This window comes from Nocardia sp. NPDC051929 (assembly GCF_044548645.1).
In the GTDB taxonomy this organism is placed as follows: Bacteria; Actinomycetota; Actinomycetes; order Mycobacteriales; family Mycobacteriaceae; genus Nocardia; species Nocardia sichangensis.
The window spans coordinates 100,207-124,989 of sequence record NZ_JBIUCG010000015.1 but is presented as its reverse complement, the minus strand read 5'-3'; the positions used below and the strand labels follow the sequence as shown (position 1 = coordinate 124,989).

General features: G+C 69.3%; 26 protein-coding genes. 14 read left to right on the top strand and 12 right to left on the bottom strand.

Going from position 1 to position 24,783, the window contains the following annotated elements:
• The first annotated feature begins 86 nt into the window (after positions 1–86).
• Entirely contained in the window at positions 87–473 is a 387-nt protein-coding gene (locus tag ACIHAX_RS21440; protein ID WP_364429924.1) for a helix-turn-helix transcriptional regulator, read from the top strand.
• Here the strand turns inward: ACIHAX_RS21440 and ACIHAX_RS21435 are convergent, their stop codons facing one another.
• From ACIHAX_RS21435 to ACIHAX_RS21420, 4 genes are all read right to left on the bottom strand, one after another.
• Complete coding sequence (locus ACIHAX_RS21435) at positions 474–1,067, bottom strand: ATP-dependent Clp protease proteolytic subunit (protein ID WP_355075775.1); 594 nt, start codon at positions 1,065–1,067, stop codon at positions 474–476.
• Positions 1,068–1,212: 145 nt separating this feature from the next.
• The gene (locus tag ACIHAX_RS21430) at positions 1,213–1,818 is read right to left on the bottom strand and encodes an ATP-dependent Clp protease proteolytic subunit (RefSeq protein WP_364429928.1); all 606 of its coding nucleotides are present in this window, start codon (positions 1,816–1,818) and stop codon (positions 1,213–1,215) included.
• Positions 1,819–1,881: 63 nt separating this feature from the next.
• On the bottom strand, positions 1,882–2,724 hold the full coding sequence (locus tag ACIHAX_RS21425; protein ID WP_364429931.1) for an SDR family NAD(P)-dependent oxidoreductase: 843 nt from the start codon (positions 2,722–2,724) through the stop codon (positions 1,882–1,884).
• Positions 2,721–3,593 (bottom strand): SDR family NAD(P)-dependent oxidoreductase, encoded by an 873-nt coding sequence (locus ACIHAX_RS21420; protein WP_355075769.1) that lies wholly within the window; start codon positions 3,591–3,593, stop codon positions 2,721–2,723. The genes ACIHAX_RS21425 and ACIHAX_RS21420 overlap by 4 nt, the downstream gene beginning before the upstream one ends.
• A gap of 141 nt (positions 3,594–3,734) precedes the next feature.
• On the opposite strand from ACIHAX_RS21420, the gene ACIHAX_RS21415 reads away from it, so the two are divergent.
• A complete protein-coding gene (locus ACIHAX_RS21415; protein WP_397279203.1) occupies positions 3,735–4,271 on the top strand; it encodes a PadR family transcriptional regulator in 537 nt (178 codons plus the stop codon).
• A gap of 86 nt (positions 4,272–4,357) precedes the next feature.
• On the opposite strand, the gene ACIHAX_RS21410 is transcribed toward ACIHAX_RS21415, so the two are convergent.
• Together ACIHAX_RS21410 and ACIHAX_RS21405 are read right to left on the bottom strand one after the other, a co-directional pair.
• Entirely contained in the window at positions 4,358–5,926 is a 1,569-nt protein-coding gene (locus ACIHAX_RS21410) for a hypothetical protein (protein ID WP_397279201.1), read from the bottom strand.
• 406 nt (positions 5,927–6,332) lie between these two features.
• Positions 6,333–6,944 (bottom strand): TetR/AcrR family transcriptional regulator, encoded by a 612-nt coding sequence (locus ACIHAX_RS21405; protein WP_356967033.1) that lies wholly within the window; start codon positions 6,942–6,944, stop codon positions 6,333–6,335.
• A gap of 90 nt (positions 6,945–7,034) precedes the next feature.
• On the opposite strand from ACIHAX_RS21405, the gene ACIHAX_RS21400 reads away from it, so the two are divergent.
• Positions 7,035–8,243 carry an acyl-CoA dehydrogenase family protein gene (locus ACIHAX_RS21400; protein WP_397279199.1) on the top strand — a complete coding sequence of 403 codons (1,209 nt, stop codon included), beginning with the start codon at positions 7,035–7,037 and terminating at the stop codon, positions 8,241–8,243.
• Entirely contained in the window at positions 8,240–9,295 is a 1,056-nt protein-coding gene (locus tag ACIHAX_RS21395; RefSeq protein WP_364429944.1) for a phosphotransferase family protein, read from the top strand. Before ACIHAX_RS21400 ends, ACIHAX_RS21395 begins: the two co-directional genes overlap by 4 nt.
• Before the next feature lie 18 nt (positions 9,296–9,313).
• On the opposite strand, the gene ACIHAX_RS21390 is transcribed toward ACIHAX_RS21395, so the two are convergent.
• Together ACIHAX_RS21390 and ACIHAX_RS21385 are read right to left on the bottom strand one after the other, a co-directional pair.
• Positions 9,314–10,588 (bottom strand): lipase family protein, encoded by a 1,275-nt coding sequence (locus ACIHAX_RS21390; protein ID WP_397279196.1) that lies wholly within the window; start codon positions 10,586–10,588, stop codon positions 9,314–9,316.
• A gap of 110 nt (positions 10,589–10,698) precedes the next feature.
• The gene (locus tag ACIHAX_RS21385; protein WP_364429950.1) at positions 10,699–11,373 is read right to left on the bottom strand and encodes a hypothetical protein; all 675 of its coding nucleotides are present in this window, start codon (positions 11,371–11,373) and stop codon (positions 10,699–10,701) included.
• A 360-nt stretch (positions 11,374–11,733) separates the two neighbouring features.
• Between ACIHAX_RS21385 and ACIHAX_RS21380 the strand changes: the two genes are divergently transcribed.
• Positions 11,734–12,057, top strand: coding sequence for a YbjQ family protein (locus ACIHAX_RS21380; RefSeq protein ID WP_355075979.1), 324 nt, complete (start codon positions 11,734–11,736; stop codon positions 12,055–12,057).
• A gap of 5 nt (positions 12,058–12,062) precedes the next feature.
• Here the strand turns inward: ACIHAX_RS21380 and ACIHAX_RS21375 are convergent, their stop codons facing one another.
• Positions 12,063–12,872 carry an APH(3'') family aminoglycoside O-phosphotransferase gene (locus tag ACIHAX_RS21375; protein ID WP_355075756.1) on the bottom strand — a complete coding sequence of 270 codons (810 nt, stop codon included), beginning with the start codon at positions 12,870–12,872 and terminating at the stop codon, positions 12,063–12,065.
• Positions 12,873–13,005: 133 nt separating this feature from the next.
• Here ACIHAX_RS21375 and ACIHAX_RS21370 point away from each other — a divergent pair, with 133 nt between their 5' ends.
• Together ACIHAX_RS21370 and ACIHAX_RS21365 are read left to right on the top strand one after the other, a co-directional pair.
• Entirely contained in the window at positions 13,006–13,503 is a 498-nt protein-coding gene (locus tag ACIHAX_RS21370) for a MarR family winged helix-turn-helix transcriptional regulator (protein ID WP_355075754.1), read from the top strand.
• Positions 13,504–13,512: 9 nt separating this feature from the next.
• Positions 13,513–16,080 (top strand): MFS transporter, encoded by a 2,568-nt coding sequence (locus ACIHAX_RS21365; protein ID WP_364429955.1) that lies wholly within the window; start codon positions 13,513–13,515, stop codon positions 16,078–16,080.
• A gap of 103 nt (positions 16,081–16,183) precedes the next feature.
• Here the strand turns inward: ACIHAX_RS21365 and ACIHAX_RS21360 are convergent, their stop codons facing one another.
• Positions 16,184–17,203, bottom strand: coding sequence for a crotonase/enoyl-CoA hydratase family protein (locus ACIHAX_RS21360; RefSeq protein ID WP_355075750.1), 1,020 nt, complete (start codon positions 17,201–17,203; stop codon positions 16,184–16,186).
• Positions 17,204–17,311: 108 nt separating this feature from the next.
• Between ACIHAX_RS21360 and ACIHAX_RS21355 the strand changes: the two genes are divergently transcribed.
• On the top strand, positions 17,312–17,911 hold the full coding sequence (locus ACIHAX_RS21355; protein ID WP_364429959.1) for a TetR/AcrR family transcriptional regulator: 600 nt from the start codon (positions 17,312–17,314) through the stop codon (positions 17,909–17,911).
• 262 nt (positions 17,912–18,173) lie between these two features.
• Complete coding sequence (locus ACIHAX_RS21350; RefSeq protein ID WP_356967173.1) at positions 18,174–19,034, top strand: cutinase family protein; 861 nt, start codon at positions 18,174–18,176, stop codon at positions 19,032–19,034.
• A gap of 1 nt (position 19,035) precedes the next feature.
• Here ACIHAX_RS21350 and ACIHAX_RS21345 read toward each other — a convergent pair whose 3' ends face one another.
• A complete protein-coding gene (locus tag ACIHAX_RS21345) occupies positions 19,036–19,485 on the bottom strand; it encodes a MarR family transcriptional regulator (protein ID WP_364429962.1) in 450 nt (149 codons plus the stop codon).
• A 92-nt stretch (positions 19,486–19,577) separates the two neighbouring features.
• Between ACIHAX_RS21345 and ACIHAX_RS21340 the strand changes: the two genes are divergently transcribed.
• Entirely contained in the window at positions 19,578–20,363 is a 786-nt protein-coding gene (locus ACIHAX_RS21340) for a class III extradiol ring-cleavage dioxygenase (RefSeq protein WP_355075743.1), read from the top strand.
• Between the two features lie 9 nt (positions 20,364–20,372).
• Here the strand turns inward: ACIHAX_RS21340 and ACIHAX_RS21335 are convergent, their stop codons facing one another.
• Positions 20,373–20,741: an Rv3235 family protein gene (locus ACIHAX_RS21335; RefSeq protein WP_364429967.1), complete on the bottom strand. Its 369-nt coding sequence runs from the start codon at positions 20,739–20,741 to the stop codon at positions 20,373–20,375.
• A gap of 345 nt (positions 20,742–21,086) precedes the next feature.
• On the opposite strand from ACIHAX_RS21335, the gene ACIHAX_RS21330 reads away from it, so the two are divergent.
• From ACIHAX_RS21330 to ACIHAX_RS21315, 4 genes are all read left to right on the top strand, one after another.
• Positions 21,087–22,334, top strand: a complete 1,248-nt coding sequence (locus ACIHAX_RS21330) for an alpha/beta hydrolase (protein ID WP_364429970.1) — start codon at positions 21,087–21,089, stop codon at positions 22,332–22,334.
• A gap of 102 nt (positions 22,335–22,436) precedes the next feature.
• Positions 22,437–23,531, top strand: a complete 1,095-nt coding sequence (locus tag ACIHAX_RS21325) for an LLM class flavin-dependent oxidoreductase (RefSeq protein ID WP_397279191.1) — start codon at positions 22,437–22,439, stop codon at positions 23,529–23,531.
• Positions 23,528–24,133 (top strand): FMN reductase, encoded by a 606-nt coding sequence (locus ACIHAX_RS21320; RefSeq protein WP_397279189.1) that lies wholly within the window; start codon positions 23,528–23,530, stop codon positions 24,131–24,133. The genes ACIHAX_RS21325 and ACIHAX_RS21320 overlap by 4 nt, the downstream gene beginning before the upstream one ends.
• Before the next feature lie 70 nt (positions 24,134–24,203).
• On the top strand, positions 24,204–24,752 hold the full coding sequence (locus tag ACIHAX_RS21315; RefSeq protein ID WP_364429979.1) for a YceI family protein: 549 nt from the start codon (positions 24,204–24,206) through the stop codon (positions 24,750–24,752).
• Positions 24,753–24,783 lie beyond the last annotated feature (31 nt).

Below are 24,783 nucleotides of genomic sequence, written 5' to 3'. Positions count from 1 at the left end.
CACGCCGAATTCGCGAAGACCCGCCGCTCGTCCGCCCTGAGCGTAATGCCGGGCACTCCGGCGGCCCGGAACCGTACGCTCTGCTCATGAGCGAGCACCCGAGACTGCACTCGATTCCCGGTGGACGCGATGACCGCACCCCTCAACCGGACTCGCGAACGCCGCCGGAACCCTTGTGGCGCGAGGTGCTCGGCGAACAGTTGCGCACCCTGCGGCAGGACCGCGGCGAGACGCTGGTCGAGACGGCCCGGCGGGCGGGCATCTCCCCGCAGTATCTGTCGGAGGTCGAGCGGGGACGCAAGGAGCCGTCGAGCGAGATGATCGCCGCCCTGGCCGGATCCCTCGCCACCACGCTGGGTGAGCTCACCGGCCAGGTGGCGGACGAACTCCGCGCGCGCCGCAGGATCGCCCTCCTGCCGCGGTCGGCGCCGCTTTCCGGCACCGGGCCCACGCTGATGGCGCTGGCGGCCTGATCAGTCGCGCCGTCCCAGGACCTGGTCGACCAGGCCGTACTCGATCGCGGCCGACGCGGTGAAGACCCGGTCGCGGTCGGTGTCGTGCCGAAGTCGCTCCACCGACTGCCCGGTGTGCCGGGACAGGATCGACTCGATCTCCGCCCGCAACCGCACCAGCTCGTCGGCCTGCAGGATCAGGTCGGGAATCGCGCCCTGTCCACGTGCGGCGGGTTGGTGCAGCACCACCCTGGCGTGCGGGAGCATGGCGCGACGGCCCGGCTCGCCGCCCGCAAGCAGCACCGCGCCGACCGCGATCGCCTGGCCGACGCAGGTGGTCTGGATGGGCGAACGAATGTGCTGCATGGTGTCGTACACGGCGAGCATGGAGGACAGATCGCCGCCCTCGCAGTTGATGTAGAGGTTGATCTCCTGCTCCGGGCTCTCCGATTCCAGGTGCAGCAGCTGCGCGATGAGCGCGTTGGCGACCCCGGAGTCGATCGGCGTGCCGAGGTAGACGATGCGCTCGGCGAGCAGGTGGGAGTAGATGTCGGTGATCCGCTCCCCGCCACGCGGATGCTGCGCGATCACATTCGGGATGGTGTAGGTGCTCATGCTGTGTCCTTTCCGGCATGATCGGGCCCCTCCGTGGTCACGCCGCGCTGCCGCCTCCGGGGCTGACCGATCATGCTGTGCCCGCTTCCGGCATGATCGGGCCCCTCCGTGGTCACGCCGCGCTGCCGCCTCCGGGGCTGACCGATCATGCCGAGATCCCGATTCGCTGGCGTTGCGGGACGACCTGCCCGAACGAGTCGACGATGTGGTCGATGAAGCCGTACTCCTTGGCCTGCGCGGCCGTGAACCATCGGTCGTGCAGCGAATCCTCGTAGATCCGATCGAACGGCTGGCCGGTGTCCTCGGCGATGATCCCGAGCACGGTGTCCACGGTGTAGCGCAGATCGTCGGCCTGGACCTCGACGTCGACGGCCGTGCCGCCGATGCCCGCCGATCCCTGGTGCATCAGCACCCGGGCGTGCGGCAGCGCGAAACGTTTACCCTTGGTGCCCGACGACAAGAGAAATTGTCCTGCGCTGCAAGCCAATCCGAGCGCGAGCGTGGAGACTTCGCACGGCACCAGCCGCATGACGTCGCGGATGGCGAGCATCGAGGGGACCGATCCGCCCGGCGAATGGATCCACAGTGAGATACCCGCCTCGGGATCCTCGGCGGCGAGCGTGAGCAGCTGGGTCATCAGCAGCGTCCCGTTGTCGTCGTCGAGCGCGCCGTCGAGCACGACGATGCGGCGACTGAGCAGTTGCTCGCGTGCCCGCCAGCTGAACATCGGAGTCTTGTCATCGTGAGCCATGGCTCCACGGTGCCGCACGCGTGGCGCCGGACCGTTCCCCTGCTGCCCTCGGCAGATCCGCTCTCAGCAGTCGAGCGAGGGATCCCGAACCGGGGCGGCGAACGGGCCACGCAGCCGTTCGGTCACCTCCCACAGCCGCAGCGCGGTATCCCGGTCGTAGGACGCGTCCGAGCTGCGCGTCTCGGTGAAGCGGTTGTAATAGGCCCCGTTCACCAGATCCCGCGTCGTCGCCAGGTGGACGACCGGCGCGGCGCCTTGCCGCGCGGACAATGCCGTCAGGTGCAGCATCGCCACCCGCGCCCGTGGGAATTCTCGGCCGAGGTCGGTGCGCACGAAGCCGGGATGCAATGCGGCCACAGTCAATTGCGGGTACCTGCGACGCAGTTCGTAGGTGAACAACAGGTTGGCCAACTTGGTACGGCTGTAGGTCACGAACGGGTCGAAGTTCCGCTCGCTCGGCAAGTCGTCGAAGTCGATGCGCACCGGGCCCGCGCGGAACATCGACTGCCGGTGGCCTTCGGAATTGACGTTGACCACCCGGCCGCCGCCGCGACACAGCAACGGCAGCAGTCGTCCGGTCAGGGAGAACGGCGCGAGATGATGGACGGCGAGATTCAGCTCGATTCCCTCGCCGGTCACGCGACGTTCGGGCGTCATGACACCGGCGTTGTTGATCAAGATGTCCACGCCGTCGAACCGCTCGGCGACCTGCTCCGCGACGTGGTCGATACCCGTCGAGACCGCCAGATCGGCGCGCACGAACCGGCCACCGGTCTCGCGAGCCAGCCGCGCGCCTTTGTCCGCGTCGCGGCCGACCAGCACGAGGTCGTGGCCGTCCTTCGCCAGCCGCAGTGCCGCTTGCCGTCCCAGCCCGGACGTGGCTCCGGCGAACACGATCCGGCTCATCGCGCCGCTCCGGCCGCTACGTCGGATTTACCCAAGCCCAATGCACCGGCGATCACCCGATCGCGCAGGCGGAAAGGCAGATACGCGAGCATCCGCAGCATGCGTGCGTCCGAACTCGCGACGTAGCAGTCTTTGGGCCGCCTGGCCTCGGCTGCCCGCACGATCGCGTCGACCACCGTGCCGACCGGCCGTGTCTTCTGTTCCGCCAGCGCCTTATCGACGGCGGCCAATTGTGCGCGGTAGAGCTCGACACGGTCGGCGTCGGCCAGCAAGAGTGCTTCGCGCGCAGCCGATTCGGCCTTGGCGAAGATCGTCGTCTCGAGCGCGCCCGGCTCCACCACAGAGACCGGGATGCCCCAGGGCGCGAGCTCGACGCGGGCCGCGTGGGACAACGATTCGAGCGCGGCCTTGCTCGCCGAGATCGGTCCCAGGTACGGCATCGCGGTGCGAGCGCTCGCCGCGCTGATGTTGATCACCCGGCCGCCGCCAGCCCGCAACAGCGGAAGTGCGGCCACCAGGACCCGGTGCGGGCCGTAGACGTTGATGTCGAACTGCCGGTGCAGTTCCGCGTCGGGGACCAGCTCCAGCGGCCCCTGCACGATGACGCCCGCGTTGTTCACCAGCACCTGCAATCCGGCTGGGCCACGGTCGGCCGCGACCGCGTCGAGCGCATGGCGAACGCCCGCGCTGTCGGTCACATCGAGTTCCACCGGCACGACGTTCGCGTGCCCGAACCGGGGGGCGTTTCGCAGCGTCCGCACTCCGGCGTAGACGCGGTAGCCCCGCGCGGCGAATGCCTCGACGGTGGCGGAACCGATTCCGCCGCCCGCACCGGTGATCAGCACCGCCTTCGAACCCTGAGTCGTCATATCAGCCTCCATAAGTAGGCAACCACATGTTCTTTGCAACATGTATAAATCTACATGTTGGAACAGTCAAGACGGTGAACTACGGCAGAACGACAGAGGTACGCTCCAGCCGGGCCACTGATCACGGAATAGGGAGCGTCGATGTCACTGCGTCACGGGTTACTCGGACTTCTCGCCGACCAGCCCGGCAGTGGCTACGACCTGACGCGCCGATTCGAGGAGATGCTCGGCGCGATCTGGCCCGCCAGGCATCCCCAGATCTACGGGGAGCTGACCAGGCTCGCGGAAGAAGGACTGGTCGAGGCGGCGGCGGAGGGCCCGCGCCGGCGCAAGGAGTACCGCATCACCGACGACGGCGTCGCCGAGTTGCGCCGCTGGCTGGTGCACGTCGATGTGGACCACACCATCCGTCTGGAACCGGTCCTGCGCTCGTTGTTCTTCTGGCTGTTGAACTCCGACGAACTGGAGGCGCACCTCACCAGGGAAGCCCGGTTCTACCGGGAGAAGGCGGAAATCTACCGCGAGTACGCGAACGCCAAAGACCGCGGGGACTTCGGCGACTCCCCGCAGACCCGCTCGATGCGTGTCACGGTCGAAGCCGCGGTCCGACTGTACGACGCCCTCGCCGAGTGGGCGGAGTGGGCGAAGACAGCGCCTTTGTCCGACCCGGAATCCTGACGATCCCAGCGTATTCCGACCGGAATACGCCGATGCCCGCCGGGCGCGTGGTGCGCCGGCGGGCATCCTTACCGGGGGCGTACTCGCTAGGACTCGCGACCCGCGGTGGAGGCGGAACGCTGCCTGCTGGTGCGGGCGCGGCGGCGTTCGGCCTGCAGTTCGGCGAGTTCCTGCTCGAGGATGTCGGCGACGCGGAACGAACCGGTGTCGTAGATGTCCGGCGGGCGAGCCGTCGGCGCTTGCGCGACGTCGGGCGCGGGGCTGTCCTTGCCGTTCTTCGGCTCCGGCGTCGAGCTGTCGCTCTTGCTGTCCGCCAGCGGTTGCCGGGTGACGGCCGGGATCTCGGCCGTCGAGACCTCCGCCTCGGCCACCGGCGTACGCGGCTTGGCCGGCGGCGTCTGCCGGACGACCACCTTCGCCGCGGAGTCTTCGGCGGGCACGCGCGCGGCCGGCCGGGACTCGGCCTTCGCGGCCGATACCGGTGCGGGCTCGTTCGCAGCGAGCTTCTTCCCGTTGGCGGCGGGCGCACCGCCATTGGTGACGATGACGTCGGTGTCCTTGACCTGCACCGGCGATGTGGGGCGCGCGTCGAAAGCCGCCATCGCGTCGAGATCTTCGATGGACTCGGGCAGCACGGGCTTGCGGGGCGCCTCGACCGGCGGCCGCTTCTTCTCGGCTTTCACCGTGGCCACGGGCTGCTCGTCGGAGACCTCCGGCAGGAACTGGATTTCGGCGACCTCGACCACGTCCTGCTCGACGATCTCCTCCGGGGGCGCCGCGACAACAGGAGGCGGTTCGTAGTGCCTCTGTTCGGGTGGAGCGCTCGGCGCCTCGGGCGCGACCGGCGCGCGGTATCTGGGCAGCGTGAGCCGGATCTGCTCGGCCGGGTCGGGCAGGTCACGGACCTGCTCGGTGGCCCTGGCGATGGCGAGGCCGTAGCGAGCGCTCGCGGCGTCGTGGATGAGCAGCGCGACACCGATCATCACCGGCGCGATGGCGTGCACGGCCGCGTCGTACCAGGCGCCCGCGCGCAAGTAGGGATAGGTGTTGAGGCTGACGGTCAGCGCCAGCAGGGCGACTTCGGCCGTCGCGACCTGGCGGCGGTTGTCGATCACACCCCATTCGGCGACCTTGTTCGTGCCGATCATGATGATGATCAGACAGACGCTGATCATGCCTTCGAGCAGGTAGCTGAACCAGTAGAGCGGATCGGTCGCGCCGCCGGGAGCGATGTTGTGCTGGACGTTGACCGCCGACCACAACATGCCCGCCGCGACGACACCCGCCAGCGCGCGCAGCGACCAGGACCGATGCCGATACAGCGAGGCCAGCTTCGCGTGCGGGCTGGATTCGCGTCGCTGCGCGGCAATCGCCTTGCGGGCGAGCAGGAGATCTCGCATGTCGGCCTTCTCGATCGCTTCGGTGGTCTGCCTGGCGCGGTCGGATGCCGCGGCGGCAGCCTGCGCCTCTTTCCAGCGCTGTCCGCGCTCCTGGGTGCGAATCCGTTCGGCGAGCTCACGTTCGGCATACAGTTCGTCCTCCGACAGCGCCTCGGTGAGCGCGGGATCGAACTGGTAGGCGAGCCGTCCACGGGCCTTCTCGACCCGCCTCGCCAGCTGTGTAACCTCGTCCTCGATGGGATGTTCGATGACCATCAGCGCTCCCCGCACGGGAGACGCGATGGCAGACAAGTGATCACGTATGGCAACGGCACGTTTCATTCATAGTCGATCCACCGCTACCGGCGAAACTGTTCATTTGCCATCTCGCAAAACTATTCGGCGTGCCGCGGACGACACACGCTGTGCGACGTGATTTCCCGGCGGTCGCAGGCACTTCCTTCCCCGCGCGCCAGACCATTGATCGCTCTATGCTGAACTGGCGCGCTTTCCCTTCGCGGCGGCGCGTGCGCTCCCGCAGCGCGTTCGGATACGCCGGTGCCGTCGAGATTCGCCCCTCGGCGGCACCGGGCCGACCGCGTTCCGCCATTTACGTGCACCGAGTATTTCGCGCGGCCATTCCGGCCCGCCGAATCGCGGAGGCCTTCTCGCACCGGGCGGCTCACTCCGCAGGCGGATCCGCCCGACATTCGGCGTCCACCGAGTCGAGCACCCGCGACAACGTGTCGAACAGCAACGAGTCCAGCCGGTCCTGGTCGACGTCGTCGCGGGACAACCACTGCACCGTCAGGTCCTCGGCCATCGCCCACCACGAACGCACCACCAGGCGCTCGGCGGTCGACCGCGCGGGCCTGCCGAGCGCGGCGAACACCCGATCGGTCAGTTCGTCGTGCATCCGCTCCATGATCGATTCGAGGACCGGGTCCTGCCCGGCGGCGCGCAGCAGCCCCACCAGCGGTCCGCTGCGCTTGCGCATGTAGCTCACGAAGTTCGCGATCATCGAAGCGAGCGGGTCCGCGGCGTCGGGGTCCGGGCCGGTGGCGCGCAGGAATCGCTGCGACGCGGCGCGGACGAGTTGCGCGTAATAGTCCTGCTTGGTCGGGAAGTAATGGAACAGCAGCCCGCGCGAGATGCCCGCCTGCTGCGCGACCGCGTCGACGGTGATCCGGTGCCAGGGCCGGTCGATCAGCATGCCCAGGCCGATTCCGATCAGCTGCCTGCGCCGGTCGTCCGCCGAGCGCCGGCCGCCCGGCTCCACGGCGACCTCGGTCATCCACCCTCCTCTATTGAGCAATGCTCAACAATATGCTACCAATGACCTGACCGGAAGTTGAGCAATGCTCAGCAGACCTCGAGGATGGGTATGGACTTCACGCACTCCGATCGAGCCGTCCGCCTCACCGATCAGGTGCGGCAGTTCGTGCGCGACGAGATCGAGCCGCGCGACGAGGAGCACGCCGCCGCCCTGCGGGAATCGCCATGGGCGGTTCCGCCGGTGGTCGAGGAGCTCAAGAAGAAGGCGCGGGACGCGGGTCTGTGGAACCTCTTCCTGCCCGATCCGGAACTCGGCGCGGGCCTGGGCAACGTCGACTACGCCCCGATGGCGGAGGCGATGGGCAGTTCCGGGTGGGCGCCGGAAGTGTTCAACTGCAACGCACCCGACACCGGCAACGCCGAGGTCCTGCTGCACTACGGCAGCATCGAGCAGCGGCAGCAGTGGCTGCGACCGCTGCTGGACGGCACGATCCGCTCGGCGTTCTGCATGACCGAACCCGAGGTGGCCTCCTCCGACGCGACCAATATGGCCGCGACCGCCGTGGTGGACGGTGAGGAGATCGTGCTCAACGGCCGCAAATGGTGGAGCACCGGCATCGGCCACCCGAACTGCAAGTTCGTCATCTTCATGGGCCTCACCGACCCGGAGGCGCACCCCTACCAGCGGCATTCGATGGTGCTGGTTCCGCTGGACACCCCGGGCGTGCGGGTCGAACGGATGCTCACCACCTTCGGCTACCTGGACGAGCCCTTCGGCCACGGCGAGGTCACTTTCACCGACGTGCGGCTGCCGCTGGACGCCGTGATCGCCGGGCCGGGACGTGGCTTCGAGATCGCGCAGGGCCGTCTCGGTCCCGGCCGCATCCACCACTGCATGCGCGCCATCGGCCTAGCCGAGCGCGCGCTCGAACTGGGCTGTCGCCGCGCCCTGTCGCGCACCGCGTTCGGCAAGCCGCTGGCCAACCTCGGCGGGAACCGCGAGCGCATCGCCAACGCGCGCGTCGCGATCGATCAGGCGCGGTTGCTGGTCCTGCACACCGCCTGGCTGCTGGACACCAAGGGCTTGGCCGGCGCGCGCAGCGAGGTCTCCCAGATCAAAGCGGTCGTGCCGAGGATGACCCAAGAGGTGCTGGACATGGCGATCCAATTGCACGGCGGGGCGGGGCTTTCCGATGACTTCCCGCTGGCGCGCGCGTTCGCCGGCATTCGTTCGCTGCGCTTCGCCGACGGCCCCGACGAGGTGCACCTCGGCGTGATCGCCCGGCAGGAGCTGCGTAAATACGGGACCGACCGGTGAGCGCTCCGGAGGCCACCGCCGTCCGCGCGGAGGACGCCTTCGACGTCGCCGCCCTGCACATCTGGCTCGCCGAGCGGGTTCCCGGTCTGAGCCAGCCGCCCGAGGTGCGCCAATTCTCCGGCGGCGCGTCCAATCTGACGTATCTGCTGCGCTACCCGGATCGTGACCTGATCCTGCGCCGTCCGCCGAGCGGAACGAAGGCGGCTTCCGCGCACGACATGGGCCGCGAGTTCCTGGTGCAGGAGCGGCTGCGTCCGCACTATCGCTACGTGCCGCGGATGGTGGCCCGGTGCGCCGATCCGGACGTGATCGGCAGCGATTTCTACGTGATGGAGCGGGTGGCGGGGACGATCCTGCGCGGCGATCTGCCTGAGGGCACCAGCCTGTCCCCCGATCAGGCGAAGCGGTTGTCCACCACGGCTTTCGACTGCCTGATCGAATTGCACCAGGTCGACCCCGAGGCGGCCGGTCTCACCGGAATCGGCAAAGGCGCGGGCTATGTCGGCCGCCAAGTCGCGGGGTGGTCGCGGCGCTTCGTGAACGCGCGCACCGACAATGTCAGCGATTTCGCCGCGGTGATGGCCTGGCTCGATGCCAACCAGCCCGCGGACGTCGCCACCACTGTCATCCACAACGACTTCCGGCTCGACAATCTGGTGCTGGATCCGTCGGGCTCCGGCGCGATCGTCGGTGTGCTCGATTGGGAAATGGCGACGCTGGGCGACCCGCTGATGGATCTCGGTGGCGCGCTGGCCTATTGGGTGCAGGCGGACGACGACGAGGTCATGCGGGCCTCCCGCCGCCAGCCGAGTCACCTGCCCGGCATGCTGACCCGCGCGCAGATCGTCGAACACTATTGCGCGCGCACCGGCCGTTCCGCCGAGAACTGGCCGTTCTACGAGGTCTTCGGGCTGTTCCGCCTGGCCGTCATCGCCCAGCAGATCTACTACCGCTACCACCACGGCCAGACCACGAACCCGGCGTTCAAGGATTTCTGGAAGATGATCAACTACCTGGATTTCCGCTGCCGGAAGGTCGCGGGCCTCGAGTAACACGTCACGCGAACTCCGTCATCGACCGAGCGCGATGGACCCCATATCCGCGACGGCGCAGCCGTTGGCGACCGGTATCCCGGCGAATCGGTCGCGCAGCCAAGCGACCACGCTCTGCTCGGCAAGGGTGTTGAGGGTCAGATGTTCGCTCGCGTGGTCACGGATGTAGGTGACGCGAGCGGCGGGGTCGCGGCAGTAGGCGGCGGCGAGTGCGTCGGCGGGACCGATCGGGACGAGCCAGTCCGCGGTCGCGTGGTAGAGGAAGACCGGTGCGTCGGGCACCGACTTGCCCATTCTGGTGCGGTCGAAGACCGCGCGCAGCACCGGCGTGTGCAGTAGACCGCCCTGGACCAGGCTGTCGATGTCGAGGAACGGTTCCGTCGCGGCCTGATACAGCACGCAGCCGCTGTCCTTCGCGTCGAGCAACCGCCGTCCCGTCGGCGTCGCGTTCGCCCGCAGGTAGGCGTCCAATTCCGGCTCCTCGCGGGCCAGACCGATGATGGCGGCCGCGACCAGGCCCGCGCCCGGCCCCTTGTTCGCCGCCAGCGACAGCGCCTCGAGGTCGACGTCGGTACCGCCGGAGACGACGCCGACCAGGTTCACCTCCGGCGCGTAGGAGCTGCGCGACTCGGCGCCGTGCAACGTGGGGACCGAACCTCCGGAATAGCCCCACATCGCCACCTCGGTATCCGGTCCAGGCAGTCCCAGCGGACCGAACCGCTCCGCGGCGCGGATGCCGTCCAGGGCGATCCGCGCGGCCAGCGGGCCGTGGGCGAACGCCGAGTTCGGCCCTTGATGATCCGGCACCACGACCGTCCACCCCTGCGCCAACAGCGCCGCAGCGCTGCGCAACGGGTCGATCTGCCCGTCCAGCAGACCGGCCCCCATCGACCGGCGCACGGTATAGGACGGCGCGCAGAACAGTCCGGTGGAATCCTCGGCGGCGTGCAGCGACACCAGCTTCCCGTTCGCCGCGGGCGGTTTCAGCAGCGTCGCGACGGCGGCGATGGGCTGGTCGGCGCTGTTGTTCGACCGGTAGGAGATCTGCCATGCCTCGGCATCCAGCGCCCCTGGCGCCTGGTTCGCGATGGTGACCGGCCGCGCGGCGAGGATTCCGCCGGGCCGCTGGGCGCCGATCAGCTCGGCGGGCGGCCGATAGAAGGGGTCCTGCTCCGGCGGCGCCGGATCCGCCACCGCCGGGAGTTGCGGCTCCGCCTGTGACGGCGGGCCCGGTATCGCCAGCAGCACCGAAAGAGCGGTTCCGACAACCGCGCACCACCGTGCGAACACCACCGACGACCTCCCCTTGGAATCGATCGCTTATGCACCGCATTTCGCGCCGATCGACCGCCCCGGCAGTGGCATCGTAACGAAAGTCCCCGCGCTCGAACGGGAGATCGGACTCAGTTCGGTGCGGTGATCTTGGCGATGGTGGATCCGCCGTCGGCGGTGACCACGGTGACGAACTGCCGGTAGGTGCGGCTCGTGGCGTCGGGGCGCAACTCGGTGATGACCACGTCGTAGCGTCCGTCGAGCATGGGGGTGATCATGACGCAGTGCTGCGTTCCGGTGGGGACGGAGGCGATGCCCGCATCGATTACGGCGACCGGCGGCACCACGGCGTCGGGCGCCGTCAACGATCGCGCTACCGCTCCGGACCGGGTCGCGTAGTAGGCGTGCTGGAAGGCCAGGATCACGTCCGGCCCCGAGGCCGTGGAGCCGGTCCCGTTGCCGCGCACCAACTGTGCGCCCCGGGTCGGCTCACAGCCGGGACCGCCGCCGAGCACCGGGTCCGCTACCGTGGCCGATTGCCGGGGAGCCGACGCCGCGTCGGTGTAGACCAGGACCAGCGCGGCCGCGGCGAGCGAGGCGGCCAGCCCGGCACCGCCGACCAGCCACGCGCGCCGAGCGCCGCGCCGGGCACGGCGTCGATCGCGGTGGGTCCGATGCCGGTCGCGTTCCCGGCGCGGCGGCGGCTCGTCGGCGGAGATCATCCCGGGCCACGTGGGCACGCGTCCGGCCCCGACCTGGCCCGGGCGGGCGCGTCGGCCGCCGGGCTCGGACGTGTTCGACGACATGATCTCGCCGCACCCCCTTTTACCGGTGCCTATTCGGCCACCGTGGGTTCCCTCTCAATGCCGTTGCGCAATAACAACATTGCATATCTCTTCGGATTCTGTCGGTCGAATGCTCAACAGGCAAGGACGAACTCCGCCACGACAGTCCCGGAACACGCGAAACCGGCCGATCGGGACCGGGCGGTCGGTGCGATTCCGGGCCTCCGGGCGATCTCGCCGCGGACGGAAGCGACGCGGCCGCCCTGCCGCCGTAGCATCCCGCACATGAGCCAGCCGATGCCGCCGCCCTATCCGCAACATCCCGCGCACCAGCCGCCGCAGCCGTATCCTCCGCCCCCGCCGCCGGGACCGCAGTTCCCCATCCTGGTCTCGACCATGAACGACGTTCCCGGACAGGAGATCGCCCGGGTCTTCGGCGAGGTCGCCGGGCTGACCGTGCGCAGCCGCAGCTTCGGCTCGAACTTCAGCGCCGGTTTCCGTTCGCTGGGCGGCGGAGAGATCCCCGAGTACACCCAGCTGCTCTACCAGTCGCGGCACGAGGCGATCATGCGGATGTGTCAGCACGCCATGTCGTTCGGCGCGAACGCGGTCATCGCGATGCGCTTCGACTGCAACGAGATCGCCGGGACGATGAGCGAGGTGGCGGCGTACGGCACCGCCGTTCTGCTCAAACCCTCTGCGTGATCGAGCTAACCCCAGGTCAGCGGGTCCAGATGGAGGAAGAAGCGCTGACGATCGGCATCCAGCTCGATGCCGTAGCGGGCGGCGAATGTCCGGTCGGCCTGTTCGGCGCGCCGCTCGTCTTGCCATGACTCCCGGGAATTGGCGAGCAGCAAGGCGATATCGGCGTAGGGGTCGGCGATGCCGAGACGCCCGAGGTCGACGAAACCGGCCACCGTGTGCGTTTCCGGATCGAGGATGATGTTGGGCAGGCACAGATCGCCGTGGCACACCACGGCTTCGGCGAACTCCTGAGTCATCCTCGGCTCCAGCTCACCGGCCAGCCTGGTGAGCAGGACGGTGGGCGGAGTGCCCTGCTGTTCCTCGGGGAGGAACTCGGTGTGCACCGCACCCCGGACCACCACGTCCTGGGCCATCGCGAACATCCGCGCCAGGCCACGATCGAACGGGCACTGCTCGGTGGGCACCTCGTGCAGGCGCCGCACCGTGTCCGCGATGGATTCCCAAGCGCGGCCCAGTGTCTCGCCGGATACCGCGTCCGCGGGCACGCCCGGGACCGCGCTGGTCACCAGGCAGGCGCCATCGTCGCCGTCCCGCCAGTCCAGCACCCGGGGGCCGGGCATATCGTGGCTGTCGAGCCAGACGATCTTGTCCCGCTCCAGCGCGAGGTCCGCGACCCCACCGGGATCGGCACACTTGGCGTAGCGGGAGCCGTCGGCGGACCGGAACACCTCGGCGCCGGACTCCCCGCTGCCGACCGGCGCCCATCGGCAATCGGACGGCAAGGCGGCACGGAAGCGGACAAGCGACTCGGACACGCCATCGACGGTAGCAACGGAACCGGCGCGTGACCCACCTCGCAGACCCCCGGCAACCCGGATGTATAGTTGCTTAAAGCAACTAGTTGTGGTTGCCATCAATGTGCTGGTGGGGAACATCGAGGTGAGTGTCATGTCCGCAACCGCTCGCGAGCGCCGGATCACGGCGGCCGAACTCGCGGCCGCCGACGAACTCGGTCAGCGGCTGGTCCGGTTCATGCGCGCGGTCAACCGGGCGAAATGGCAGCCCGTCCGGCCGGGTCCGGACGGACTGGAGCGACTCGCCTACGCCGTGCTGTTCTCCCTCGTGCACGAGGGACCGCAGCGCGCGGGCAGGCTCGCCGAACTGCTGCACGCCGAGGCATCCACCATCAGCAGACAGAGCAGACAACTCGTGGCACACGGCCTGGTCGAGCGCCGGGCCGACCCGGTCGACGGCCGGGCGTGCGTGCTTGCGGCCACCGCGGAAGGCGTTCGCGTCTTCGAGGAGAATCGCGCCCAGCGCAACCGGTGGCTGGCCGACATCCTGGCCGACTGGCCCGCATCGGACCGCGACACCTTGACCGCGCTGCTCGACCGGCTCACCGCAGGAATAGAGACCACCACCCGACACCCAGCCGATCCGAAATAGGGCTCATTCATGACGACTTCCACCACCCGGGCTCCGCGGAACCCGGCCGCAGGCGCGGACACGTCACTGTCGCACCGGCAGATCCTGACCATCCTGTCCGGGCTGCTGCTCGGCATGTTCCTGGCCGCGCTCGACCAGAACATCGTCAGCGTCGCGATCGTCAAGATCGCCAACAGCCTGCACGGTTTCGACGAACAGGCCTGGGCGACCACCGCTTACCTGATCACCGCCACGATCACCACGCCGCTGTACGGCAAATTGGCCGACATCTACGGCCGTAAGCCGTTCTACCTCACGGCGATCAGCCTGTTCGTGATCGGTTCGGTGGCGTGCACCTTCGCCACCTCGATGTACCAGCTCGCCGCGTTCCGCGCGTTCCAGGGCCTGGGCGCGGGCGGCCTGATGTCGCTGGCGTTCACCATCATCGGCGACATCGTCCCGGCGCGCGAACGAGTGCGTTACCAGGGCTATTTCATGATGGTCTTCGGCACGGCCACGGTGCTGGGCCCGGTGCTCGGCGGCTTCTTCTCCGACTACGAACAGCTCGGCGGCATCGAGGGCTGGCGGTGGGTGTTCCTGGTGAACGTCCCGGTCGGCGTGCTCGCCCTGCTCGTGGTCGCCAAGGTGCTCAACGTGCCGCACCAGCGCCAGCATCACCGGATCGACTGGTTCGGCGCGCTGACGCTGACCATCTGCGTGGTGCCGCTGCTGATCGTCGCCGAACAAGGCAGGCACTGGGGATGGTCCTCGCACCGCTCGCTGCTCTGCTACGGCATCGGCGCGGCGGGTCTGGTGCTGTTCCTCCTGGTCGAGTTCTTCATGAAGGACTCCGCGCTGATCCCGTTGCGGCTGTTCAAGAATTCGACCTTCAGCGTCACCATCGCGGGCGGATTCATCGTCGGCGTCGCGATGTTCGGCGCGATCACCATGGTTCCGCAGTACTTCCAGGTCGTGCGCGGCTACTCGCCGACCAAGGCCGGTCTGCTGATGCTGCCCTTGGTGCTCGGCATCATGATCGGCTCGCAGGCCGCGGGGCGGATCACCAAGAGCACGGGCCGCTACAAGATCCTGCCGGTGACGGGCACGTTCATCGTCGCGGTCGGCGCGGTCCTGTACGCGCAGGTGCACTACGACAGCCCGCTGTGGCAGCCGCTGGCCATCGGCGGACTGATCGGGCTCGGGCTCGGCTGTTGTATGCAGACGCTGATCATCGCCGCGCAGAACGCCGGTCCGCGCTCCGACATGGGTGTTTCCACCGCGTCGGCCACCTTCTTCCGGCAGATGGGCGGCACGCTCGGCGTCGCGGTGTTCCTGACCATTCTGTTCAATCTGCTGCCGCACCGGATCACCGACGCGTTCGGCGGCGCGCTGCCACCCGGGTTCGGGACCGAGCAGCTCAGCGGCATGCAGTCCAACACCAGCGGCATCGCGGCGCTGCCCGACGCGCTGAAGGTGCCGATCCTCACCGGCTTCACCAACTCCATGCACGGGGTGTTCTACGCGGCGGGCGCGGTCGCGCTGCTGGCCTGCGTGGTGCTGATGTTCATGAAAGAGATCCCGCTCCAGGACACTCCGGCGCCCGCCGCGCAGACGCCGGTCGAGCAGACCGAGGCCGCCGAGTCGCACTGGGACGCGGATCAGGTCTGGGAGGGCGCCGCGCAGGCGCTGTCGGAGCCGGAACCGGTGCTCGCCGCGGCCGCGGGCGGCTACGCCTCGGGCGAACCGGCGGCCAACGGCGCGTACCTGCGCGAGCCGCGGGCGAATTTCGACGGCGCCGAGCACGAAGGCCGTTCGCTCAACGGCTACGTCCATCGCGAGGACGGCAGGCCGGTGCCCGCCGCCGCACTCACGCTGATCGACCATCAGGGGCGGCAGGCCGCGCGGACGAACGGCGGTGCGGACGGCAGTTACCTCGTCGGCGTGCCCGACGCGGGCAACTACGTGCTGATCGTGTCGGCCGCGGGACATCAGCCCGCCGCGGTCAACGTGACCGTCGCAGACCGGCCGCAGCAATTCGACATCACCTTGCTCGGCTCCGGCGAGGTGTCCGGCGTGGTCCGGTCCAGCACCCTGGGCGAGCCGCTGCCGGGCGCGACCATCACGCTGACCGATCTGGACGGCGAGGTCGTCGGATCCGCGACCGCCGAGGGCGACGGCGGCTACGTTTGCCACGGCGTGGTGCCAGGCACATACACCGTCGTGGCGGTCGCCGAGCACATGCGTCCCAGCGCGACCGCGCTGACCGTGCCGGACAGCGGATTGCTGCACCACGACATCGTTCTCACGCCGATGGCGGTGCTGGCCGGGTCGGCGTGGGCGGACGGCGGCCGGGCGGTCGCGGACGTGCAGATCAGCGTGCTCGACGCGGCGGGCGTGCTGACCGCGACGACGCGCACCGACGAGAACGGCCGCTATGTCGTCGCGGATCTCGCCGAAGGCGACTACACGGTCGTCGCCCGGGGCTATCCCGCGGTGACCAGCCGGATCACGGTGAGCGGCGGCGAGATGGCCCACGACGTGCGGCTGGGCTACGACCTCGAGGACGAGGCGACCGGGAAGGTCCCGCCCGTCCGCTGACGGATTTTCCGGCGTACGGAGGAGGGGCGGTGGTCACCGGACCACCGCCCCTCGCCGTTCGCGCCGGTGGATTCGGCCGATTCTCACTCGGCTCAGAAGCGAATCATCCCTCCGGCCGGCCGCGTTTGTGGTCGCCGAATGGTTCGTCGCGTTCCCGGACCGCCGTGCGGAAACCGGCGGTAGCAGCGCGGGTTTGGAAGGCGTAACCCTCCGTGGTGTGCCGGGAGATCCCGTCGAAGACGGTGCTGATCATGCCGGAGTTCGCCACACCCTGGGCGTACAGCGCCGAGTTCAGCGCCAGTTTGGCCATCATCAGCTGGTTGATCGGCATGCGCGCGATCCGCGCGACGAATTCCTCGGTGCGCGCGTCGAGTTCGTCGGCCGGCCAGGATTCGATCGCCAGGCCCCATTCCACCGCTTGCCTGCCCGTAAGGCAGTCGCCGGTGAACAGCAGACGCTTGGCGCGCTGGTCGCCGAGGCGATGCGCCCACATGCCCGCCGCCGGGACACCCCAGACCCGGGTGGGCGGGTAGCCGATCTTGGTGTCGTCGGCGCAGATGATCTGATCGGCGAACAGGGCGATGTCGCTGCCGCCCGCCACGGCGAAGCCGTGCAGTTTGGCCACGGTCGGCTTGTTCGCGTGCATCAGGCTGGCGAAACCGCGGTTGAACCGACTCATCATCGCGTAGTCGATCATCGGGTCCCAGGTCCGCGCCGGATCGTGATTGCGGCCCTGCACCACCGGGTCGACGACCGTCCCCGCCGCGTCGCCGGGACCGCCTGCCACCGCGAAACTCTGCTCGGCGAACATGCTCAGGTCGTATCCGCCGCAGAATCCCTTGCCGCGCCCGGACAACAGGATCACGTGCACCCGCGGGTCCAGATCCGCGCGTTCCACCGCGTGCGCCAGGTCGTTCGGTGTGTCGGGCGTGATCGCGTTGCCCTTCTCCGGCCGGTTGAAGGTGATGCGCGCGATGCGGCCGTCCCGCTCGTAAGTCAGCGTCCGGTACTCGCGTGCGTCGTCCGGGTCCGGGCGTCCGGCCCACGGTGAGTCCGGCTGCTCGGTCCACCCGCGATACCACGCGCCCGCGTCGCCATCGGCCCTGATGTCACTGTCGGTCATCGCTTTCCCTTCGACGCTGGTCCCGAACCCGTCTCCGCAGTCTGGCGCAAACGCCGATTGACAGTCAACATTGACTGTGAAAATGTCGCGCCGACGGAGGGAGCCGGAATGGCCGGACTACGCGAGGAACAGAAACGGGCGACCCGCGCCCGCATCCTCGACGCCGCCGCCGACCTGCTGGCCGAACAGGGCTACCGGGCACTGTCCACCCTCTCCGTTCAGCGTGCCGCGCAGGTCAGCCGCGGAGCGCTGCTGCATCACTTCCCGACCCTCGGCGCGTTGATCACCGACCTGGTCGGCCATCTGGTCGCGCGCAACGAAGCGGCGGTACGAGAGATCGCGGCCGGACTCGGCGACGGAGCCGATCCCGTGCTGCGCGCCTTGACCGCCCTCTACGAATCGATGGCGCGACCGGCGGCGCAAGCCGAGTTCGAACTGTGGACGGCCGCGCGGACCGATCCGGCGCTTGCCGAGGCGTTGCGCGTGGCCGAACGAGAAGCCGGGCGCGACTTGCGGCGCGTGGTGGACGCGCTGTTCGGCCCGAGCCTCGTCGCCCATCCCGGCTATCCGGCCGTCCGCGATCTCACCGTCGCGATCCTGCGCGGCACCGCGATGTCCCGTCCGCTGCGCACTTCGGAGCGCGCCGCCACGGCAACCATCGACCGATGGGCACAGGCCATCGCAGTTCTGCTCGCACCAGGCATTTAGCAATCAGGGAGCGTCGAGGCGACCGAACTCGCTGTGATACGCGTCACTTGCGCCCCGGATTGTGCCGTCTCACACACTCTCGCTATCCTGGCTGCACTTTGAGACCACCGAGTCTCAATGCAGCCTTCGACGGGGCCGGGTTCGACCACCGCGCGGCGCCGGCGAAGGCCTTTCCTGCCGGGGAGCGCCTGCGGCGCCTGTACTACCAGGAGCAAACGCCATGCGATCGAAGTGGATCTCGGCGGCTATCGGTTTCACGGCGATGGCGCTGTCGTGCGTAGGGCCGGGCAGCGGGCCCGCCGTCGCCGAGCCCGAGTGCCCGAGCATGTACGTGGTGGCCATCCCGGGCACCTGGGAAACCACCACCGATGGCGAGCGCCCCGGCCCCGGGATGCTGGCCGGAGTCACCAACGGCCTGCCGTCCTCGGTGCGGGTCGACTACGTCAGCTACGCCGCGACCGCCTTCCCTTGGGAGACCGAGGTTTACGGCGCGTCCAAACGCGAGGCCGTCGACAACGCGCGCGGCATGATCGGAGCGATGGCCAGGGCGTGCGGCGCGACCAAGATCGCATTGCTCGGCTACAGCCAGGGCGCGGACGCCGCGGGCGATCTGGCCGCCGAGATCGGCACCGGGATCGGCGTCGTGCCGCCGTACCGGATCGCGGCGGTCGGACTCATCTCCGATCCGCGCCGCTCCCCCACCGACGCGCTGGTCGGTCCGCCGGTGGGCGGCGCGGGCGCGGGCGGTCCCCGCATCGGCGGCTTCGGCTTCGTCAGCCCGCAGACCCGCACCATCTGCGCGGTCGGCGATCTGTACTGCACCACGGCGTCGGACGATTTCGTGACCCGGTTCGCCGGCTTCCTGGCCCAGACCTCCCATCCCGACCCGGCCGATCTCTGGCGCTACCAGATGGAAATGGGCGCCATCGTCGGCGATCTGATGTCCAACGGCGGAATCCCGTTGCTGCAGAGCCAGTTGTCGGAGTCGGCGAACCAGGAACGGGCCCGGTTGCTGGACCAGTTCTACCGCTCCGAGGCGCACACCGCCTACGGCAGCTACCGCGTCGGCGGCGGCGCGACCGCGCTGTCGTGGATGCACGACTGGCTGGCGTCGCTGGCCTGAGTCAGGGCGCGAGCCGCCGCGCGACCTCGCCCAGGCCCTCCGCGACGGCGCTCTGCTGAGCGGCGCTGAGCACGTCGACGAGGACGCGGCGGACGGTCGCGACATGGTCCGGCGCGATCTGCGCCAGCCGTTCCCGGCCCGCGCCGGTGAGCACGGCGATGACCCCGCGCACGTCGGTCGGGCAGGCCTCGCGCACCAGCAGTCCGGCCTTCTCCAATTGCGTCACCTGGTAGGTCAGCCCGCTTTTGGAGGTGTAGAGCGCGTCGGCGAGTTCGGTCATCCGCAGGCGGCCCTCCGGCGCGTCCGCGAGCCGCACCAGCACCTCGTACTGCGTGTGCGACAGCCCTTCCCGCTTGAGCTGCCGTTCCACCTCACGGTCCACCAGCGCGCCCGCCGCGAGGAAGCTGTGCCACACCTGCATCTCGCGCGCGTTCAGCCACCTGGTCTCCACAGCTCCACCCTAACCATATTGTTCAAATTTGAACAATCAGCTACCGTTTAGTTCGAATTCGAACTACCTGCGGCCGAACAAGGAGGAGCGCCATGACCAGCGTGAACACCGGAAGAATGCCGGTGCTCTATCTCTCCCACGGCGCTCCGCCACTGGCCGATCACGCGAGCTGGCCCACCGAACTGGCGGCGTGGTCGGGCGCATTGCCGCGCCCCCGGGCGATCCTGATCGTCTCCGCGCACTGGGAGGCCGCGCCGATCGCGCTCGGCGCCACCGAGACGGTGCCGCTGGTCTACGACTTCTGGGGCTTCCCCGAGCGGTACTACCAGGTGCGCTATCCCGCGCCGGGCGCGCCGGAGCTGGCCGAGAAGGTGCGAAACCTGTTGCGCGGACCCGGCGTCGCCGTGGCCGACGTCCCGGAGCGCGGGCTCGACCACGGCGCCTACGTGCCGCTGAAGGAGATGTACCCGGACGCCGACGTCCCGGTGTTGCAACTGTCCATGCCGACGCTGGACCCTGGGGCGCTGCTGGACATCGGACGGAAGTTGGCGCCCCTGCGCGACGAGGGCGTGCTGATCGTCGGCAGCGGTTTCTTCACCCACAACCTGCGCGCCCTGACGGCCGACGACGAACACGTGCACTCCTTCACCGCCGAATTCGACGAGTGGGGCCGCGACGCGCTGGCCGCACACGACCTGGACGCACTGCTCGATTTCGAGCGGAAAGCTCCCGCCGCGCGCCTGGCCCACCCCCGCGCCGAGCACTTCGCACCGCTGTTCGTCGCACTCGGCGCGGGCGAAGACGACCTCGGCGCGCTGCGCACCGTCATCGACGGCTACTGGTTCGGCATGGCGCGCCGATCCGTCCAGCTCGGCTGACGCACCACGTCATCGGATGCGCAGCGCCGTCAGCCGCCAGCCCGCCGAGCGCGTCCGGACGATCCTCGCCGCCACGGCGAAACGGCGACCGCCACGGGCATATGCGGCGAAGACCTCGGCGGTCCTGGCATCCACGAGCGCCACGCTCACCCGGATCGGCACCGCGACGCCGAGTGCGTGACCGGGCACCAGACCGGCGGCGAGCAATGTGCGCACCGCGGCGACGACCGTGGCGTCGGCGACCGCGGCCAGTTGCGGTACGGGTCTCCTACGGTCGAGTACCTCGAGGACGATGCGCACCGCCGACTCGGCGAACCGGCGTGCCGCCGAGCGGGTTTCGTCCCCCGCCTGCGCGGCGGACGCATGACTGCGCCGCACCGCGCTACGGATCCCGGCACTCGACCGGCCGGACACAGCGCGCGTCCGCGTGCGGCAAGGTAGCGCCCGTGCCGGCGCGGGATCGCGAACTTCGGCGCGCCCGCGGCTGTCCAAGGGCGGCTCCGGATTCGGAGCAGGCGCCAACCAATCGTGATAACCAGCCATGCAAATCCCTTCGAAACCCCGATGTCGAAACCCTGTGACGACCGATTCTGCGGACGAGACACGGGAAAACGCGCGTAGTCGGCTACCCGATTCCGCCCCGACTCACCAGCACCCGCATCCGGCACGCGCGAAGACCGACCTAGGTTGGAGGGCAGCCCCGACCGGAAACGGAGACCTTGGATGACCGACGAGCCAGGAGCGGATGTGACCGTGCCCGGAGAATCCGCGACCCCGCCTCGCCTGGCCCGCCTCGCGCTGCTGGTATCCGCCGGAGTCCTCGCCGGGTATCTCGCGCTCGGCCAATTGATCGCGATCCTGCCGGTTTCCTGGATGATGCCGCTGCTGGGCAACGCGATCGTGCAGTCGGCGGTGCTCTTGCTCGGCTCGGTCCGTGACGCGCTCGGCTCGTGGAACATGGTGCTGGCGGTGGCCGCGACCGGGCTCGCGCTCACCGCGCTTCGCTCCGGCGAGCGGGGACGGCGCCCGGCGGCCGCGGTGACCGGCGTGGCCGTCGTCGGCCTGGTGCTGTCCGTAGTCACGAGCGCGACGCTGGTGTTCGCGGCGCACGACGCGGCGGGCGTCTGGGTTCCGTTCGCCCCGGCCGTCCCGTTCAGCACCGTCGGTGACGCGCCGGACGAGACCGTCACCTACGCGACCGTCGACGGGCAGCCGATCCAGGCGGATCTGTATCTGCCCGCCCCGGGACCGGCCCCGGCCCCACTGGTGGTGAGCATCCACGGCGGCGCGTTCGTCGCGGGCAGCCGCGGCACCGACGCCTATACGACCTGGCTGGCCGACAACGGATACGCCGTCCTCGACGTCGACTACCGCCTCTCCGGCGCGACCGAGCACCGCTGGGACACCGCGGACGCCGACGTCGCCTGCGCGCTGACCTGGGCCGCCGCGAACGCGCAGCGGTACAACTGGGACCTGCGGCGGATCGCCACGTTCGGCGAGTCGGCGGGCGGCAATCTGGCCGTCAACGTCGCGAACAAGATCAACGCGAGCGCCTTGCGGCCCAGCTGTGGCAGCGCGGAGGAGCTGCCCGAGGTGCGCGCCGCGGTCGCGCTGTACCCGGCGGTCGATCTCACCGCTTCCGGCACCGAGACCGCGCTCGGCGTCGACGCGGCCCGGCAGTATCTCGGCGGTACGCCCGAACAGTATCCCGAGCGCTACACCGCGACGAGCTCCGCTCCGCACGTCAGCGCAGCCTCCCCACCCACCCTGTTGATCCAGGGGTCCAGCGATCACCTGGTGCGCGCCGAGCACACCGCGGCCTACGCCGCCGCGCTCGAGACCGCGGGCGTCCCGCAGCGCTACGTCGAGCTGCCTTACGTGGAACACGCCTTCGGCACCACCGAACTCGACACGGGCGCGCGGGTCACCCGCGAACTCACCAGGACCTGGCTGGCGGAATACCTGCCGTAACCGGCGTCACACCGCCGCGCGGGGAATACTCGGGCACCCCAGCCGGTTCCTTTGGTTGCCATATCCACCAAATTGAGTCAGACTGAGAACGAAGGAGGCGTCGTGCAGTTCGGAATCTTCACGGTCGGTGATGTGACGACCGACCCCACGACCGGCCGGACGCCGAGTGAGCACGAACGCATCACCGCCATGGTGACGATCGCGCGCAAGGCCGAGGAGGTCGGTCTGGACGTGTTCGCCACCGGCGAGCACCACAACCGGCCGTTCGTGCCGTCGTCGCCGACGACGATGCTCGGCTACATCGCGGCGCGGACCGAGCGGCTCCAGCTCTCCACCGCGACGACCCTGATCACCACGAACGATCCGGTGAAGATCGCCGAGGACTTCGCGATGTTGCAGCACCTGGCCGAGGGGCGCGTCGACCTCATGCTCGGCCGCGGCAACACCGGCCCGGTCTACCCGTGGTTCGGCAAGGACATCCGCGACGGCATCCCGCTGGCCATCGAGAACTACCACCTGCTGCACCGGCTCTGGCGCGAAGACGTGGTCGACTGGGAAGGCAAATTCCGGACGCCGTTGCAGTCGTTCACCGCCACGCCGCGCCCGCTGGACGACGTTCCGCCGTTCGTCTGGCACGGCTCGATCCGCAGCCCCGAGATCGCCGAGCAGGCGGCCTACTACGGCGACGGCTTCTTCGCCAACAACATCTTCTGGCCGAAAGAGCACTTCCAGCGACTGATCCGGCTGTACCGGCAGCGCTACGAGCACTACGGCCACGGCTCCGCCGACCAGGCGATCGTCGGCCTGGGCGGACAGGTGTTCATGCGCAAGAACTCCCAGGACGCGGTGCGCGAGTTCCGCCCCTACTTCGACAACGCGCCGGTGTACGGACACGGCCCGTCGCTGGAGGAATTCACCGAGCAGACCCCGCTCACCGTGGGCAGCCCGCAGCAGGTCATCGACAAGACGCTCACCTTCCGCCAAACGTTCGGCGACTACCAGCGCCAACTGTTCCTGATGGACCACGCGGGCCTTCCGCTGAAGACCGTGCTGGAGCAGCTGGACCTGCTCGGCGAGGAAGTGGTGCCGGTGCTGCGCAAAGAGTTCGCGGACCTGCGCCCGGCGCACGTGCCGGACGCCCCGACGCACGCGAGCCTGGTCGCCGCCCGCGACGCCGCCGTGGAGGCGACCGGATGACCCGCATCGCCGTCGTCTCCGCCGGCCTGTCGCAGCCCTCGTCGACCCGGCTGCTCGCCGACCGGCTCACCGCGGCCACCGCGGCGGCGCTGTCCGCGTCCGGCGCGGACGTGACCGTCGACGTGGTCGAGGTGCGCGAGCACGCGCGGGATCTGGCCGACAACCTGCTGACCGGATTCGCGCCGACCGGGTTGCGCGCGACGCTCGACAGCGTGGCAGGCGCCGACGGCCTGATCGCCGTCACGCCGATCTTCAACGCCTCCTACAGCGGCCTGTTCAAGACGTTCTTCGACGTACTGGAACCGGACGCGCTGGCAGGGATGCCGGTGCTGCTCGGCGCGACCGGCGGCTCGGCGCGCCACTCCCTCGCGTTGGAACACGCGCTGCGACCGATGTTCAGCTACCTGCACGCGGTGGTCGCGCCCACCGCGGTGTACGCGGCGTCGGAAGACTGGGCGTCTGCGGCGACCGAGGGGTTGAGCGCTCGGATCGACCGCGCCGCAGCGGAATTCGCCGCCGCGCTGACCAACACGCCGCGAGCGCGTGGCACCGATCCGTACGACGACCCGGTACCGTTCGCACAGCTGCTCGGCACTCACTGATCTTCCCCCGACCGATCCCACCCCCGTTCACACCCAACTAATTCAAATCTCAACTATCAAGGAGAACGCCATGTCGACCGGAACCACCAACGCTCTCACCGCGGGCACCTGGGCCATCGACCCCGCCCACTCCACGCTCGGCTTCTCGGTGCGCCACCTGATGGTCAGCAAGGTGCGCGGCCGCTTCACCGACTTCTCCGGCAAGCTGGTGATCGGCGAGGACGGCAGCGCCTCGGCCGAGGCCGAGATCCGGGTCGACTCGGTCACCACCGACAACGAACAGCGCGACGCCCACCTGCGCACCGCGGACTTCTTCCAGGCCGAGCAGTTCCCGGTGGCCACATTCAAGTCCACCGGTTTCCGGGTGAAGGGTGACGATTTCGTGGTGGACGGCGAATTCACCATTCGCGGTGTCACCAAGCCGGTATCGCTCGAGGTGGAGTTCCTCGGCGTCAACCCCGGCATGGGCCAGGGGCCGGTCGCGGGCTTCGAGGCCAAGACCGTGATCAACCGCCGCGACTTCGGCATCACCATCGACATGCCGCTGCCCGACGGCGGCGCGGTGATCGGCGACAAGATCACGCTCACCCTCGAGGTCGAGGTCGGCCTGCAGGCCTGAGCCGCGCGGTCCCGCGGCTCGATGCCGCGGG

Coding starts and splice junctions, on each gene's coding strand:
- ACIHAX_RS21440 (WP_364429924.1), top strand. CDS start 87: ATGAGCGAGCACCCGAGACTGCACTCGATTCCCGGTGGACGCGATGAC.
- ACIHAX_RS21435 (WP_355075775.1), bottom strand. CDS start 1,067: ATGAGCACCTACACCATCCCGAATGTGATCGCGCAGCATCCGCGTGGC.
- ACIHAX_RS21430 (WP_364429928.1), bottom strand. CDS start 1,818: ATGGCTCACGATGACAAGACTCCGATGTTCAGCTGGCGGGCACGCGAG.
- ACIHAX_RS21425 (WP_364429931.1), bottom strand. CDS start 2,724: ATGAGCCGGATCGTGTTCGCCGGAGCCACGTCCGGGCTGGGACGGCAA.
- ACIHAX_RS21420 (WP_355075769.1), bottom strand. CDS start 3,593: ATGACGACTCAGGGTTCGAAGGCGGTGCTGATCACCGGTGCGGGCGGC.
- ACIHAX_RS21415 (WP_397279203.1), top strand. CDS start 3,735: ATGTCACTGCGTCACGGGTTACTCGGACTTCTCGCCGACCAGCCCGGC.
- ACIHAX_RS21410 (WP_397279201.1), bottom strand. CDS start 5,926: ATGGTCATCGAACATCCCATCGAGGACGAGGTTACACAGCTGGCGAGG.
- ACIHAX_RS21405 (WP_356967033.1), bottom strand. CDS start 6,944: ATGACCGAGGTCGCCGTGGAGCCGGGCGGCCGGCGCTCGGCGGACGAC.
- ACIHAX_RS21400 (WP_397279199.1), top strand. CDS start 7,035: ATGGACTTCACGCACTCCGATCGAGCCGTCCGCCTCACCGATCAGGTG.
- ACIHAX_RS21385 (WP_364429950.1), bottom strand. CDS start 11,373: ATGTCGTCGAACACGTCCGAGCCCGGCGGCCGACGCGCCCGCCCGGGC.
- ACIHAX_RS21370 (WP_355075754.1), top strand. CDS start 13,006: ATGTCCGCAACCGCTCGCGAGCGCCGGATCACGGCGGCCGAACTCGCG.
- ACIHAX_RS21365 (WP_364429955.1), top strand. CDS start 13,513: ATGACGACTTCCACCACCCGGGCTCCGCGGAACCCGGCCGCAGGCGCG.
- ACIHAX_RS21360 (WP_355075750.1), bottom strand. CDS start 17,203: ATGACCGACAGTGACATCAGGGCCGATGGCGACGCGGGCGCGTGGTAT.
- ACIHAX_RS21355 (WP_364429959.1), top strand. CDS start 17,312: ATGGCCGGACTACGCGAGGAACAGAAACGGGCGACCCGCGCCCGCATC.
- ACIHAX_RS21350 (WP_356967173.1), top strand. CDS start 18,174: ATGGCGCTGTCGTGCGTAGGGCCGGGCAGCGGGCCCGCCGTCGCCGAG.
- ACIHAX_RS21340 (WP_355075743.1), top strand. CDS start 19,578: ATGACCAGCGTGAACACCGGAAGAATGCCGGTGCTCTATCTCTCCCAC.
- ACIHAX_RS21330 (WP_364429970.1), top strand. CDS start 21,087: ATGACCGACGAGCCAGGAGCGGATGTGACCGTGCCCGGAGAATCCGCG.
- ACIHAX_RS21320 (WP_397279189.1), top strand. CDS start 23,528: ATGACCCGCATCGCCGTCGTCTCCGCCGGCCTGTCGCAGCCCTCGTCG.
- ACIHAX_RS21315 (WP_364429979.1), top strand. CDS start 24,204: ATGTCGACCGGAACCACCAACGCTCTCACCGCGGGCACCTGGGCCATC.